The sequence below is a fragment of the Fibrobacter sp. UWB7 genome (assembly GCF_900142945.1).
Classification (GTDB): Bacteria; Fibrobacterota; Fibrobacteria; order Fibrobacterales; family Fibrobacteraceae; genus Fibrobacter.
The window spans coordinates 149,528-164,445 of record NZ_FRCO01000002.1 but is presented as its reverse complement, the minus strand read 5'-3'; the positions used below and the strand labels follow the sequence as shown (position 1 = coordinate 164,445).

16 protein-coding genes are annotated in these 14,918 nt (G+C 50.3%); 14 read left to right on the top strand and 2 right to left on the bottom strand.

Going from position 1 to position 14,918, the window contains the following annotated elements:
• Positions 1-65: 65 nt before the first annotated feature.
• Positions 66-1,859, top strand: a complete 1,794-nt coding sequence (aspS, locus tag BUC30_RS06225) for an aspartate--tRNA ligase (RefSeq protein WP_073424057.1) — start codon at positions 66-68, stop codon at positions 1,857-1,859.
• Between the two features lie 126 nt (positions 1,860-1,985).
• Here aspS and BUC30_RS16075 read toward each other — a convergent pair whose 3' ends face one another.
• Together BUC30_RS16075 and BUC30_RS06220 are read right to left on the bottom strand one after the other, a co-directional pair.
• A complete protein-coding gene (locus tag BUC30_RS16075) occupies positions 1,986-2,159 on the bottom strand; it encodes a hypothetical protein (protein WP_015732430.1) in 174 nt (57 codons plus the stop codon).
• A 9-nt stretch (positions 2,160-2,168) separates the two neighbouring features.
• Positions 2,169-3,809 (bottom strand): acetolactate synthase large subunit, encoded by a 1,641-nt coding sequence (locus BUC30_RS06220; protein WP_073424056.1) that lies wholly within the window; start codon positions 3,807-3,809, stop codon positions 2,169-2,171.
• A 360-nt stretch (positions 3,810-4,169) separates the two neighbouring features.
• Here BUC30_RS06220 and urtA point away from each other — a divergent pair, with 360 nt between their 5' ends.
• From urtA to BUC30_RS06155, 13 genes are all read left to right on the top strand, one after another.
• Complete coding sequence (gene urtA / locus BUC30_RS06215) at positions 4,170-5,399, top strand: urea ABC transporter substrate-binding protein (RefSeq protein ID WP_073424055.1); 1,230 nt, start codon at positions 4,170-4,172, stop codon at positions 5,397-5,399.
• A 136-nt stretch (positions 5,400-5,535) separates the two neighbouring features.
• A complete protein-coding gene (gene urtB, locus BUC30_RS06210; RefSeq protein WP_073424054.1) occupies positions 5,536-6,438 on the top strand; it encodes an urea ABC transporter permease subunit UrtB in 903 nt (300 codons plus the stop codon).
• A gap of 29 nt (positions 6,439-6,467) precedes the next feature.
• Positions 6,468-7,562, top strand: coding sequence for an urea ABC transporter permease subunit UrtC (urtC, locus tag BUC30_RS06205; protein ID WP_073424053.1), 1,095 nt, complete (start codon positions 6,468-6,470; stop codon positions 7,560-7,562).
• A gap of 8 nt (positions 7,563-7,570) precedes the next feature.
• A complete protein-coding gene (gene urtD / locus BUC30_RS06200) occupies positions 7,571-8,401 on the top strand; it encodes an urea ABC transporter ATP-binding protein UrtD (RefSeq protein ID WP_083555584.1) in 831 nt (276 codons plus the stop codon).
• 9 nt (positions 8,402-8,410) lie between these two features.
• Positions 8,411-9,124, top strand: coding sequence for an urea ABC transporter ATP-binding subunit UrtE (gene urtE / locus BUC30_RS06195; RefSeq protein WP_073424052.1), 714 nt, complete (start codon positions 8,411-8,413; stop codon positions 9,122-9,124).
• A 2-nt stretch (positions 9,125-9,126) separates the two neighbouring features.
• On the top strand, positions 9,127-9,807 hold the full coding sequence (gene ureA / locus BUC30_RS06190) for an urease subunit gamma (protein WP_073424051.1): 681 nt from the start codon (positions 9,127-9,129) through the stop codon (positions 9,805-9,807).
• 12 nt (positions 9,808-9,819) lie between these two features.
• Complete coding sequence (ureC, locus tag BUC30_RS06185; RefSeq protein ID WP_073424050.1) at positions 9,820-11,532, top strand: urease subunit alpha; 1,713 nt, start codon at positions 9,820-9,822, stop codon at positions 11,530-11,532.
• A gap of 22 nt (positions 11,533-11,554) precedes the next feature.
• Complete coding sequence (locus BUC30_RS06180) at positions 11,555-12,076, top strand: urease accessory protein UreE (protein ID WP_073424049.1); 522 nt, start codon at positions 11,555-11,557, stop codon at positions 12,074-12,076.
• Between the two features lie 2 nt (positions 12,077-12,078).
• Entirely contained in the window at positions 12,079-12,789 is a 711-nt protein-coding gene (locus BUC30_RS06175; protein ID WP_073424048.1) for an urease accessory protein UreF, read from the top strand.
• Positions 12,790-12,797: 8 nt separating this feature from the next.
• On the top strand, positions 12,798-13,406 hold the full coding sequence (gene ureG / locus BUC30_RS06170; protein WP_073424047.1) for an urease accessory protein UreG: 609 nt from the start codon (positions 12,798-12,800) through the stop codon (positions 13,404-13,406).
• A 30-nt stretch (positions 13,407-13,436) separates the two neighbouring features.
• Positions 13,437-13,799: a hypothetical protein gene (locus tag BUC30_RS06165; protein WP_073424046.1), complete on the top strand. Its 363-nt coding sequence runs from the start codon at positions 13,437-13,439 to the stop codon at positions 13,797-13,799.
• Between the two features lies 1 nt (position 13,800).
• Positions 13,801-14,112: a hypothetical protein gene (locus BUC30_RS06160; protein WP_073424045.1), complete on the top strand. Its 312-nt coding sequence runs from the start codon at positions 13,801-13,803 to the stop codon at positions 14,110-14,112.
• The gene (locus BUC30_RS06155) at positions 14,091-14,864 is read left to right on the top strand and encodes an urease accessory protein UreD (protein ID WP_083555580.1); all 774 of its coding nucleotides are present in this window, start codon (positions 14,091-14,093) and stop codon (positions 14,862-14,864) included. Before BUC30_RS06160 ends, BUC30_RS06155 begins: the two co-directional genes overlap by 22 nt.
• Positions 14,865-14,918 lie beyond the last annotated feature (54 nt).

The following is a 14,918-nucleotide window of genomic DNA, read 5'->3' as shown; positions in this document are numbered from 1 at the left end:
GTTTTGTCGCGACACTCTCCTTTTACTATATTTCCCGCCGAAAAATTATCTTCAAGGATACAACCATGAAACGTACACATAACTGCGGCCAGCTTCGCAAGGAAGATGTTGGCCAGACCGTAACACTCGCCGGTTGGGTGGATCGCCGCCGTGACCATGGTGGTGTGATTTTCGTTGACCTCCGCGACAAGTATGGCAAGACCCAGATCGTTTTCAATCCGGATTACAATGCCGATGTTTTGAAGACTGCCGAACAGCTCCGTAACGAATACGTTATTTACGTGACTGGTAAGGTTTATGCCCGTGAAGAAGGCAACACGAACGAAAAGCTCGCTACGGGTGAAATCGAAGTCAAGGCTGACAAGCTCGAAATTTTGAACGCCGCTCTCACTTCTCCCTTGGCCATTAACGACCCGAACGAAGAATGCAAGGAAAACGACGACCTCCGCTTGCAGTACCGCTATTTGGACCTCCGCCGTCCGTGGATCCAGAAGAAGCTCCTCCTCAAGAGCCGCTTCCTCAAGGCCGTGTACGACTTCTTCTATTCTAACGGTTTTGAAAACATTGAAACTCCGTGCCTTTGCAAGTCCACTCCGGAAGGCGCACGTGACTACCTCGTGCCGTCCCGCGTGAACCCGGGCAAGTTCTACGCCCTCCCGCAGTCTCCGCAGCAGTACAAGCAGCTCTTGATGATTGCCGGCATGGACCGCTACTTCCAGATTGCCAAGTGCTTCCGCGACGAAGACCTCCGCGCTGACCGTCAGCCGGAATTCACGCAGATCGACGTTGAAATGTCCTTCGTCAACCAGGACGAAGTGATGGAAATGTTCGACAAGTTCGTGACTGAAGTTTTGGGCAAGGTTTGGAACTTCGAACCGCCGCGCCACATCCGCCGTATGAAGTGGGCAGAAGCTATGCTCAAGTACGGTTCCGATAAGCCGGATCTCCGCTTCGACCTCGAAATTCACGATGTGTCTGAAATCGGTGCAAAGTCCAACTTTGGCGTGTTCAAGAACTGCGTTGCCGCTGGTGGCAAGATCCGCGGTATCGCTGCTAAGGGTTGCGTTGACTTTACTCGTAAGCAGATCGATGAACTCACCGCTTACGTTGCCAAGTACGGTTCCAAGGGCCTCGTGTGGATGCGCGTCAAGGAAAATGACGAAGTTGAAACTCAGGTCGGCAAGTTCTTCACGACCGAACAACTTAACGAACTCCGCGACGCTGTTGGCGCTAAGTGCGGCGACATGATGTTCTTCATCGCCGGTCCGGAAAAGATTGCTGCTACGGCTATGGGTCAGCTCCGCTTGGAAGTTGCCCGTATCAAGGGTCTCCGCGATCCGAAGAAGCGTGAATTTGTGTGGATTACCGAATTCCCGATGTTCGAATACAGCGACACGGAAGGCCGCTACATGGCTATGCACCACCCGTTCACGAACCCGCTTCCGGAACATTTGGACATGATGCTCAGCGGCAACCTCAAGGATTGCAACGCTGAAGCTTATGACCTTGTTCTTAACGGTGTGGAAATCGGCGGTGGTTCTATCCGTATTCACAACCCGGAAGTTCAGGAAAAGGTGTTCCGCCTGTTGGGTCTCTCCGAAGAACAGGTGAAGACCAAGTTCGGCTTCTTCGTCGATGCATTCAAGTACGGTGCTCCTCCGCACGGCGGTCTCGCCTTCGGTCTCGACCGCGTTGTTGCTACGATGGAAGGTGAAGAATCTATCCGTGACTACATCGCATTCCCGAAGAACACGAGCGCTTCTAGCCCGATGGACCAGTGCCCGAGTGAAGTGGACCTCCAGCAGTTGCAGGACATCCACATCTCCGTGCAGATGCCTAAGGGTAACGAGAAAAAGTAAAAGGTGATTCCCGCTCGGAGGCCGGAATGACTGCTTCCGCGAGAGTCGCGAAACAAAAGAAATGAAAAGAGCCGTCGGTATTGCTACCGGCGGTTCTTTGATTGTTGGATGGAGGAGGAGTCTTTTTTATAAGTTCTTTTTCTGCTGTTTATGTTCATCGACATTGCCGCAGGGTTTCAGATGGCGATAAACGGCAGGATGCCCCGAGATGCTGTCAATGGAAAGAAAATGTGAGGATTCGGATACGGCTACACCGAATGAATCCGTTTGCCCTGTGAACAGGCTATTGATGTATCCCATGTCGTTCTCCTATATTTTCAAATTCTTCAGGTATTGCGAGAGTTCCATGTTCGCGGAGTAATCCACCGGGCACTCGATGATGCTCGGCACGTCCTGGCGGAAGGCTTCGCGCAAGGTGCTCGGCAAGTCTTCGGTGCGTTCGATGCGATAGCCCTTCAAGTGCAAGGATTCGGCGTACTTGACGTAATCTGGATTCGTGAATTCGACCGCATAGCTGTCGCCATAGCGCTCTTCCTGTTTCCACTTGATGAGACCATAGCCGCCATCGGTAAAGATTAGCGTCACGAACGGGATGTGTTCGCGGTAAGCCGTCTCAAGTTCCTGGCTGTTCATCATAAAGCCGCCATCACCTGTGACCGCCAAGACCTTTTTCTTGGGGTTCAAAAGCTTTGCCGCAATCGCGCCAGGCACCGCAATACCCATGGTCGCAAAACCATTAGAAATGATGCAGGTGTTCGGATGGTCGCAATTGTACTGGCGGGCAATCCACATCTTGTGCGCACCCACGTCCGAAATCAGAATGTCTTCATCTTCCAAAACGAGGCGGATGTCGTGCAACACCTTCTGCGGTGTTGGCGGGAAACTCGTATCGTGATCGTAACGCGAATGCTCGGCCACCATCATCGCACGGATTTGCATGGCCCATTCCGGTTCCCAGGAGTTCGGACAAACGCTACAAAGCGCATCGAGAGATGCGGAGATGTCACCAATGATTTCTTCGTCGGGCTGATAGAATTTGTTCACATGGTTCGGCGTTTCGTCGATGTGAATAATCATCTTGTCGCCATTCGGATTCCACTTGGCAGGCGCGTATTCCACGACGTCATAGCCCACAGCAATCACGAGGTCTGCCTGTTCCATGACGATGTTCGGATAATCCCTTTGCGGTAGTCCGATGCAGCCCATAAAATACTTTTCGCAAGTCGGGATTACCCCCTTTGCCATCATGGTGCAGACCACAGGAATCTTGGACGAAGACACAAATGCACGCAAAGCCTCGGAAGCGTGGTTACGCACAGCGGAATGCCCCACAAGAACCACCGGGCGCTTTGCATTTGCAAAGACCCCGCCCGCCGCGAGAATCGCATCGGTGCTTGCGTACACAGTGTTTTCGCGATGGTGCTTCAGCGGAGTTTGAGCGACTTCGCCTTCGACTTCCATAGCGGCAATATTGCATGGCAAGTCGATGTGGCATGCACCGGGCTTTTCCATTTCGGCGTACTTGAATGCAATACGGACAATTTCATTCACCGTATCCGGGCGAACGACCTGCTTACTGCGCTTGGTAATCGGCGTAAACATGTTCACCAAGTCCAAATATTGATGGCTCGTCAAGTGCATACGCTCTGTACCCACCTGACCCGTAATCGCAATCAGCGGAGCGCCATCGGAGTTTGCATCGGCAACACCCGTAACAAGGTTTGTAGCGCCAGGGCCAAGGGTCGAAAGGCAGACGCCCGCCTTCCCCGTCAAACGCCCATAGACATCAGCCATGAAAGCTGCGCCCTGTTCGTGACGCACCGTAATGAACTTGATGGACGACTTTTTAATCGCTTCCATCAGTTCGAGAGTTTCTTCACCAGGGATTCCAAAAATGTACTTGACGCCTTCACTTTCTAAGGACTTGATCAAAACTTCAGCAGTGTTCATAATCGTTCTTGTTTAATTGTTTCTGCAAGGGTTTAGCAACAATCGTGCCAACTTGAACGAAATGCATAAAAAAGCGGAATTGTTTGGACACAAGGCACTAAGCGATAATCGATCCATGCAAAATAAACGGCCTAAACAAGTCATTTTCGCCATTTTTTGTTCCTAAACGTTTGTTTTGCGGACAAGAAATGTAAAGCCATGCAGAAAACGTGACTACAAGATTCTTACACAAAACGTACTTTTTACAGGATTTGCAAATTTTCTCAATTCTTGCGCACTTTATATAGGCAAACTGGAATTTTCCGACGATTGGCACGGCTTTTGCATCTACACAGGCGAAACCATTAAGGAGAATTCCTCATGAACATTACTCGTAAGTTCTTATCCACTCTTGCTGCTGGCGCTTTGGTCCTGGGGGCTTTCGGCCTCATGGGCTGCGAAGAAAGCAAGGAAAGCGCAACCGTCAAGGTGGGCTTGCTCCACTCCCTCACCGGCCCCATGGCCATTAGCGAAAAGGCCGTCCGCGATGCAGAAGTCTTGGCTATCGAACAGATTAACAAGGCCGGTGGCGTTCTTGGCAAACAGATTGTTTTTGTTGAAGAAGATGGCGCTTCTGAGCCTTCCACTTTCGCCACCAAGGCTGAAAAGCTGATCGACATCGAAAAGGTTGCTACCGTATTCGGCTGCTGGACATCTTCTTCCCGTAAGGCTGTAAAGCCCATCTTCGAAGAATACAAGTCTCTGCTCTGGTATCCGGTGCAATACGAAGGCATGGAAATGTCCCCCAACATTGTCTATACGGGGGCCGCTCCTAACCAGCAAATCGTCCCGGCTATCGAGTACCTGATTTCCAAGGGTTACAAGAAGCTGTTCCTTTTGGGCTCCGACTACGTGTTCCCCCGCACCGCAAACATGATCATCAACGCTCAGGCTAAGGCTGCAGGCATTGCCGTGGTGGGCGAAGAATACGCCGATATGGACCAGACCGATTTCGCAGCCATCATCGCAAAGATCGAAGCCGCAAAGCCCGATGTTATCGTGAACACCTTGAACGGTACCGGCAACGTTTCCTTCTTCAAGCAGATGTCCGAAAAGAACTACTCCAGCAAGGAATACATGACCATGTCCTTCTCCATTGCTGAAGAAGAAGTTGCAACCATCGGTCCCGCCATTCTCAAGGGGCACCTGGTTTCGTGGAACTACTACCAGACGACTTCTACTCCTGAAAACGAAGCCTTCGTTGCCGCTTACAAGGCAAAGTTCGGCGAGAAGCGCGTAACATCTGACCCGGCTGAAGCCGCATACGATGCAGTTTATCTGTGGGCTGAAGCTGTGAAGGTCGCCAAGAGCTTCGATGTGGGCGCAATCCTTACCGCACTCAAGTCTGGCGCAATTTCCTTCAAGGCCCCGGAAGGCGTCGTGACTGTTGACGGCAAGTCTCAGCATCTCTCCAAGCCGGTCCGCGTGGGTGAAGTTACCGACGACGGCTTGATCAAGGAAGTATTTGCTACCGCTGGCCCCGTGGCCCCGGATCCGTATCTGACTACCTACGATTGGGCTGTAAAGGCCGGTCTCCAGCCGCTGAACTAAATCTCATTTTGTAAATCCTCAAATAAAACCGCAGGCTCTCGCGCCTGCATCCTTGCAACAGCGGGCCTTAGGGCCCGCACCCTTTTTAAGTCAAACAAAACTTCAACTTTTTAACCGCATTCGGACCGAGGGAACCTTGGAACAAACCATCAACATCCTTTTTAACGGTTTAAGCCTCAGCTCCATTATTTTGCTGACCTCCTTAGGCCTTGCCATTACCTTTGGCGTAATGCGCGTCATTAACATGGCCCATGGCGAATTCGTCATGATCGGCGCCTACACGACTTTTGTGGTTCAACAACTTTTCTCGAATTTCCTGCCCGAAGCAATCGGCGGTCTTTACTACTTCGTAGCCATTGCAGCTGCATTTGGCGTTGCATTCGGCCTAGGAAGCCTCCTAGAAAAATTTGTGATTTCCAGACTTTATGGTCGTGAAATCGACAGCCTTTTGGCCACATGGGGCATTAGCCTGATTTTGCAACAGGGAGCCCGTTCCATCTTTGGTTCGCAAGGCGTAAACGTTACCGCCCCCGCCTTCCTCAGCGGCGGCATCACTCTTGGAGAATGCACTTTCTCTTACAACAGAATTTTCATTATCCTGCTGGTGGCCCTTTGCATGGGCGCTGTTTGGCTCGTCATGTACAAGTCTAATTTCGGCTGCCAGATGCGCGCTGTGATGCAGAACCGTCCCATGGCTCAATGCATGGGCATCAACTCCCGCAAGGTGGACAACATCACCTTCGCCATGGGTTCCGGATTCGCTGGCATTGCAGGCTGCTCCGTAGCCCTCTTGGGTTCCATCGACTCCACCGTTGGCCAAAGCTACATCGTCAACTCCTTTATGGCTGTAGTGCTTGGGGGCGTTGGCAACTTGGCAGGCACTGTCATCGGTTCGAGCATTATCGGCATCAGCTCCATCTTTACTGAAAACTACACCTCCTCCACTATTGCAAAGGCTGTAGTACTTCTCATTGTCATTGTGTTCTTGCAAAAGAGACCCCAAGGCCTGTTCGTTATCAAGAGCAGAAATTTGGATTAAGAGTTTAACGAAGGATTTTAGGAACAACCATGAAAGCTTTAAAACTATTCGAAAGACACGGGTCCAACGTTACTTTTGGGATTATCGTTTTTATTCTGGCCATGATGCCTGTGCTCCTGATGCTGGGCGTGGTCAGCAGCAGTTCCACCATTTTGTTCCTCGGCAAGTGCATTAGCTTTGCCATCGTCGCCATCGGTATCGATTTGATCTGGGGCTATACTGGAATTTTGAGCCTTGGTCACGGCTTGTATTTTGCCTTGGGCGGATATGCCATGGCCATGTACCTGAAAATGCAGGCAACCGGCGGGCAAATCACAGACTTTATGCACATCGGCGGTTTAACCGAATTGCCTTTTGTCTGGGAGTTTTTCACCCTTTCTCCGGGTAGCTTGCTCTTTGTCGTTATCACCCCTGCAGTTGTTGCATGGATCGTGGGGTACTTCATTTTCAAGAACCGCGTGAAGGGCGTTTATTTTTCCATTATTTCCCAGGCGCTGACCTGGGCGGCATGCTCCTTGTTCATCGCTATGTCCCCCTACACCAACGGTAACGTGGGCATCACCGAAATCAAGTCCATTTTCGGTAGCATCAAGGGCAGCGCAAACCAAGGAAACATGTTCCTGCTGTTTTACGTCGCTATTATTGCATTAGTTGCAATTTATGCTCTTTCCAAATTCTTGGTGGAACGTAAATTCGGCAAGGTTTTGATCGCTATTCGCGACGGTGAAAACAGAACTTATTTCTCCGGTTATCCCGTAAGCCGCTACAAGACCTTCATCTACGTTCTTTCTGCAGCCTTTGCGGGCGTTGCAGGTGCTATTTTCGTGAACTTCAACGGATGTATCACTCCTTCCCAGATGACTATCACCTATTCCATCGGCATGGTAATCTGGGTGGCCATCGGCGGCCGCGGAACCATTATCGGCGCAGTGATTGGAGCATTCTTCATCAACATCTGCGAATACAACTTGAGCTCCGGCAGTACCGTAGAAGTTTGGCAGTACATTATCGGCATTCTGTTTTGCGTCACCATTCTGTTCTTTAAAGGCGGCATTGTCGGACTTGTTCAAGATACGGCTCCCAGGATTATTGAAAAAATTCGCACCGGCAAGGTGAAGGCTTAAGGTAGATTATGTCCTACGAAATCGTTTCGAAAGAAGAACTGCATGCAAAGATCGAAAAAGTTGAACCAGTCAAACAGCTTTCTCCCTATGTTCTTGAAATCGACCATATCTCTGTCTGCTTTGATGGCTTTTACGCCTTGACCGACGTTCATACCAAGGTTAAGAGAAATGACATTCATTTCTTTATTGGTCCTAACGGCGCAGGCAAAACCACTTTGCTGGATATTATCTGTTCCAAGACAAAGCCCACCAGCGGCAGCGTGATTTTCCACCCGATGTACAAGGATCCCGTGATCTTGACGGGTATGAAGGAATACAAGATTGTCTGGCTTGGAATTGGCAGAAAATTCCAGGTGCCTTCTGTGTTCATCAACCTGACTGTGGAAGAGAACATGGTTCTCTCTCTGAAAAAAGGCAAGAGAATTGTGGACACCATTCTTCGCAAGCCCTATAAAGAAGAAATGGACCACATCGAGGAAACCTTGCAGAAGGTTGGTCTTGCCGACAAGCGTAATTGGCGTGCCGGTTCCTTAGCACATGGCGAAAAACAATGGCTTGAAATCGCTATGCAACTGGTGCAAAAGCCGGAAGTCATTATGTTGGACGAGCCCGCCGCAGGCATGGGCAAACCCGAGACTTTCAAGACCGGTGAAATCCTGAAAGAAATCAAGAAGGAATGCACCGTTATCGTTATTGAACACGATATGGACTTTGTCAAGCAGATTGCAGACAAGGTCACCGTTCTTCACGAAGGGAAAATTCTGATGGAAGGCGGTGTGATAGAAGTGCTGGCCGACCCCACCGTACAAAAGGTTTACTTGGGTCGCGGTGGCGAATAGGAGATTTTTATGCTTTACTTGAAAAACATGGATTCTTATTACGGCGAAAGTAAGGTCATCGAAGGCCTCTCTCTGGATTTTCCCAAGGGAAAGATTGTCAGCCTTATCGGCCGTAACGGCGTTGGCAAAAGCACTACTTTAAAAAGCATTATGGGCTTGGTCAAGACCGGTCCCGAAACTTCCCTCCTCTTTGACGGCAAGGAAATTGCCGGTTTGCCGGCGTACGAACGCGTTCGCCGCGGCATCGGCTATGTTCCCCAGGGTCGCGATATTTTCCCGCAGATGACGGTTCTTGAAAACCTAGAGTTGGGCGTGCAACCTATACTTGGCCGAGGCGAGAAAGTAGGCAGGAAAAAGATTCCCGAATACTTGTACGATTTGTTCCCTATTCTCCCTAAGTTCGCCATGCGCAGAGGCGGAGACCTTTCCGGAGGCCAGCAGCAGCAACTTGCCATCGCCCGAGCCTTGGTGCAGGATCCTAAAATCCTGATTTTGGACGAGCCCACCGAAGGAATCCAGCCTTCCATCATTAACGACATCGGCCGAGCCATTCGCAAGATTAACGAATGGAAGGGCATTACCGTATTGCTGGTGGAACAGTACTTGGATTTTGTCATGGAAAACAGCCACTACATCAACATTATGGAAAAAGGCAACATCATTTTCCACAAGGAAACTTCCCTTTGCGAAAAGGCTGAAGTCCAAAAACTGATGACGGATTAATTATGCATTTAACTCCAAGAGAAACAGAAAAGTTGATGCTGCATTACGCAGGAATCGTTGCAAGCGAAAGGTTGCAGCGGGGTTTGAAGCTGAACTACCCCGAGGCTGTCGCCTACATTTCCAGCAAATTACTGGAACTGGCTCGCGACGGCAAATCTGTTGCAGACTTGATGTCGGAAAGCCGCAAGATGCTCTCCGCAGATCAGGTTCTTGATGGCGTTGCAGAAATGATTCACGAAGTCCAGCTGGAAGCCACATTCCCCGATGGCACCAAGCTTGTCACCGTCCACGATCCCATTCCCACCACCGGAAAAATCATTCCTGGCGAAGTCCTTGTGGAAGACGGGTTCATCGAATTGAACGCCGGCAAGAAATCCATCGTTTTGGACGTCACCAATACCGCGGATCGCCCTGTTCAGGTGGGTTCCCACTTCCATTTCTTCGAAGTCAACAAGAAATTGGATTTCAATCGCGCAGCCGCCTACGGCATGCGTCTGGATATTCCCGCAGGCACCGCCGTTCGCTTTGAACCTGGCGAAACAAAGACGGTGAACCTGGTGGAAATCGGCGGCTCTCGCGAAGGCCACGGCTTGAATGGCTTGGTAGAAGGCTTGATGGACGACGAAAAGATTAAATCCGCAGCATTAGACAAAGCTTCTGCAGAAAAATTCGCAGGTGTATAAAGGCGGGAATTTATGTACAAGATTTCTAGAAAAGATTACGCTCAGATGTACGGCCCCACTGTTGGCGACCGCGTCCGTCTTGCGGATACCTCCCTTATCGTGGAAGTGGAAAAAGATTACTGCGTCTATGGCGACGAGGCGAAATTCGGCGGTGGCAAGTCCCTTCGCGATGGCATGGGCCAGGCCGTCCCCTTTAAGGACGAAGAATGCTTGGACTCCGTGATTACAAGCGCTCTCGTGATTGACTCCACTGGAATTTTCAAGGCCGATATTGGCATTAAGGACGGCCTGATTGCAGGCATCGGTAAAGCCGGCAACCCTCACATGATGGACGGTGTCACTCCCGGCATGATCATCGGAGCCTCTACCGAAGCCATTGCCGGTGAAGGCCTGATTTTGACTGCCGGCGGCATCGATACCCACATTCATTTTATTTCGCCCACGCAAGTTCGCACGGCCCTTTATAGCGGCGTCACCACCATGGTTGGGGGCGGTACAGGCCCTGCCGACGGCACCAACGCCACTACTTGTACGCCGGGCGCGTTCAACATTCACAGAATGCTGGAAGCTGCAGAAGACTTACCCGTCAATTTGGCTTTCCTCGGAAAAGGAAACGGATCCAATCCGGAACCTTTACGCGAACAAATTCGCGCAGGGGCCGCAGGCCTCAAGCTTCATGAAGACTGGGGTTCCACTCCCAAGGCAATCGACACCTGCCTCGGTGTCGCAGACGAATTCGACGTTCAAGTTTCGATTCATACAGACACCTTAAATGAAGGCGGCTTCGTAGAAGATACCATTTCGGCCTTTAAGGGGCGAACCATCCACACCTACCATACAGAAGGCGCGGGCGGTGGACACGCGCCCGACATCATTCGCGCAGCGGCCTTCCCTAATGTCCTGCCTTCTTCTACAAATCCCACCATGCCTTTCACGAAGAATACCATTGACGAGCATCTGGATATGCTGATGGTATGCCATCATCTTGACAAGAACAACAAGGAAGATGTGGCTTTCGCCGACTCCAGAATTCGCCCGGAAACCATTGCCGCCGAAGACGTTCTTCACGACATGGGCATTTTCTCCATGATGAGTTCTGACTCCCAGGCCATGGGCCGCGTAGGCGAAGTCATCACCCGCACTTGGCAAACGGCAGACAAGATGAAAAAGCAACGTGGCACTTTGGAAACAGACACGCCGCGTAACGACAACAACCGCGTGAAGCGTTATGTAGCCAAGTACACCATCAACCCCGCCATCACCCACGGAATTTCCAAGTATGTAGGTTCCGTTGAAGTGGGTAAGATTGCAGACTTAGTTTTGTGGCGGCCTGACATGTTCGGAGCAAAGCCCGAAATGATTTTGAAGTCCGGCTTTATCTGCGCTTCTAAAATGGGCGACGCCAATGCCAGCATTCCCACCCCGGAACCTGTGGTGTATACCGACATGTTCGGCGCCCATGGAAAAGCCTTGGCGAAGACCTGCATTACCTTCGTTTCGGAATACGCCTTTACTCACGGCATCAAGGAAGAATTAGGACTTTCCAGAACGGTTCTTCCCGTAAGCAATTGCCGCAACATCGGGAAAAAGGACATGGTCCACAACGATCGAATTGCAAAACTGGAAGTCGATCCAGAAACTTATACCGTCAAGGTGGACGGTGAAAAAATTACCTGCGAGGCTGCCACAGAGCTCTCCCTCGCCAGAAGATACTTTCTCTTCTAAAACAACCCACAAAGAGTCCTAAATGATCGCTGATAAAATTCTTGGAAACCTTCACAAAAGTTCCGAAACGACCTCAAAGGTTGTCGTTGACATTCCCTTTGAATGGTTCGAAACGGACAGACATCGCATTTTGAAAATAGCCGATGACGGCACAGAAGTTGGCATCCAGATTGACGAAAATCTTTCTGATGGCGATGTCCTTGCAGTCACGGCAGATAAAATCTACGCCGTCCGAATCAAAAAATCCAAACTGGTTCGCATTCCCGTCAAAACAATGGAAGAAATGGGCCGTTTGGGATTTGAATTGGGCAACCGCCATTTGTCCCTGCAAATCGCAAGCGATGGCATCACCATCCCCTTCGATGCCCCCACCTTCGAATACCTCATCCGCCTCGGTTTTTATCCTCGAATTGTAGAAGATGTCTTTGCCGACTACATCGTGTGCAAGGCTCACGGAGCAACTCAGAGCCACTCCCATGAGCACAACCACGATCATTCTCACGAGCACCATCACGACACCGAAGGCCATCACCACGAACATTAATTATGCTTGCCACCCTTCGGATGATTCAGATTTGCGATAGCCTGTTTCCTATTGGAGCCTTTACCCTCTCCAATGGTCTTGAAACATTGATCGCAAACAAGACCATCACAGACGGAAACGCCCTAGAAGAATACGTTTCCAGCTTTTTGAGTATCCTGCCCTACAACGATTTGGGCGTGATGATGTTGAGCTATGGCCATGCCCACGATATGGAATTCATCAAGGAACTGGACCACTTTTCCATGGCCCTAAAAGCCCCCGAAGAAGTCCGCACCGGTTCCAAGAAACTTTGCAGCCGGTTCCTTAAAATCTACAAGGAATTTGAGGGCGCCACGGATCGCAACTACCCGGCCCTCGATAATTACCGTTGCTCTGTTCTTGGGGACCCCTCCCAAAATATCTCAAGTTCCTGCATCGGAAACCACGCCATTGCCGTTGGCCTTTTTGCTAGTGATATCGGCCTCGACAAGGACGAGGCGGCCAGCATCTACACCTATAGCCTTCTGAACGCCGTCGTGACCAACGGGGTCAAAATGATTCCCCTGAGCCAGATGGTGGGGCAAAAAATACTCAGTCTAAGCCAAAAGAAAATCCTCCTGGCGGTTCATCAAGCCGCAACGCTCCAAATGGACGATTTTGGGGTCGGTGGCGTTGGCATAGATATTGCAAGTATGAAACACGAAGAACTTTATTCACGACTTTACATGAGTTAAAGGAATTTATGAGTTACGTAAAAATTGGCGTTGGAGGCCCCGTAGGCTCCGGAAAGACCGCTTTAATCGAAAGACTTACTCGAAAAATGAACAAGGAATACAGCATTTGCGTGGTCACCAACGATATTTACACCAAGGAAGACGCCGAATTCTTGATCAAGAATTCGGCACTGCCCGCCGAACGAATCGTAGGCGTAGAAACCGGCGGATGCCCCCATACCGCCATTCGCGAAGACTGTTCCATGAACCTGGAGGCTGTGGATGAAATGGCCCGCAGGTTCCCTGATGTACAGATCATTTTTATCGAAAGCGGTGGCGATAACTTGTCCGCAACATTCAGCCCCGACTTGGCAGACGCGAGCATCTATGTGATAGACGTGGCCCAAGGCGAAAAAATCCCCCGCAAGGGAGGCCCCGGCGTTATGCGTTCCGACTTGCTTGTGATCAATAAGACGGACTTGGCCCCGCTGGTTGGCGCAAGCCTAGAAGTCATGGCCCGAGATTCGGAGCGCATGCGTGAAGGCCGCAAGTTTTTATTCACAAACCTGATGAGCATGGATGGCGTAGACGAGGTCATCGCATGGATCAAGAAGGCCGTTTTATTCGAAGGCATTTAAACCCCAAAACCATTTACAAAGGAATTACATATGGCATGTTTCACAGTCCCTCTTGCAGAAGCCCTCATCACCACAGCCGTCACCTTGGTTGTGGAAAAGAAGATGCCTGAAAAGGCACCGTTGCAGGCTCCCCGCCGCTTATCCAAGCTGCTGTGGGGCGGCTCCGCCCTGCTTGCTTTCGAGCATTTCTGGCATGGCGAGATCCAGCCGTTCTACCCCTTCCTTACGGCAGCGCAGACCCCCGAATCTACGCAGACGATGCTCCATGAAATGTCTACCGTAGGCGTGGGCATGGCGTGCATGGTCACCTTGGCGTGGGCGGCGTCCTTAATATTCCTAAAGACCAAAGACAAGACAAAAGTGGCTCGCACAACTCAATCCGAGGAGGCGTAAAATGACCTTGCTTATTACCGTAATCGCAGCCATCGTTTCTAGCCTTCTCTGGTACAGCAGCATGACCAAGCAGGGCAAGGATACTATGAAGTATTCCACCCTCTGCTACATGTACTGGGGCGCATCCCTCATGTGGCTTGTAGACGCCATTGCAGAATACGCGGAGTTAGGTGCAGAGTACTTTACCCCGGCCTTCGCCGACATGGTAAACGACGCATTCCTCGGAGTTTCTGCAGTAACCTTGGGGTTGGTCATCTGGCTTGCACGGCTGTTTTGGTCCGCTAGATTCTTATGCAAAGTTCGCTCCGCATAAAGACCTGCTTTCGAAACGGAATTACTGAAATTGAGGACGCGTTTTATACGTCCCCTTACAAAGTAATGCATCCTTTTCATGACGGAAAACATTCCGATATCATGATGATGGCCGCCTCCGCCGGACTCCTTGGAGGCGACCATTTCTCATTGAATCTGGATTTTGGTGCAAAAAGCGACGCCACTTTTCTTTCCCAAAGCTACGAGAAAGTTTTTAATACTGACGGTAAAATTGCATCCAAGAATATCACAATAAACGTAGGCGAAGAGGCTAAAGTCTGCTACATGCCCTATCCCGCCATTCCTTTTGCCGGGAGCCATTACCAGAGCCGTGCAAAGGTCCAGATCGACCCCTCCGCCATCTTTATTTATGCCGATATTTTCACTTGTGGCCGCACCGGCATGGGTGAATTTTTTTCTATGGACATGTTCCAAAGCAAAAGCCAATTTTACGTGGGTGACAAGCTGGTTTTCGCAGACCACACCCTCATAGACCCCCATAAATTTGACTACACCAAAATCGGTTTTTGGCAGAATTATACCCATAACGGAATGATGTTCATATACAGTCCCAAAGAGGAAATCCTGGATAATTTGAAGATGGCCATCCGGGAAAAATGCAAGGACATGGATGGCGTAACTGGCGTTTCCCATGCAGAAAAGGGCTTAGTGGTTCGAACCCTGGCCATGCGAGGGGAAACCATTTGGGATTTTTTTGAGTCTATCAGGGATTTTTACATACAAAAAATGTAAAGTCCCTAAAAATTGTATTTACGTAAAACTTACAGGAAGAATACCTGCAAGTTT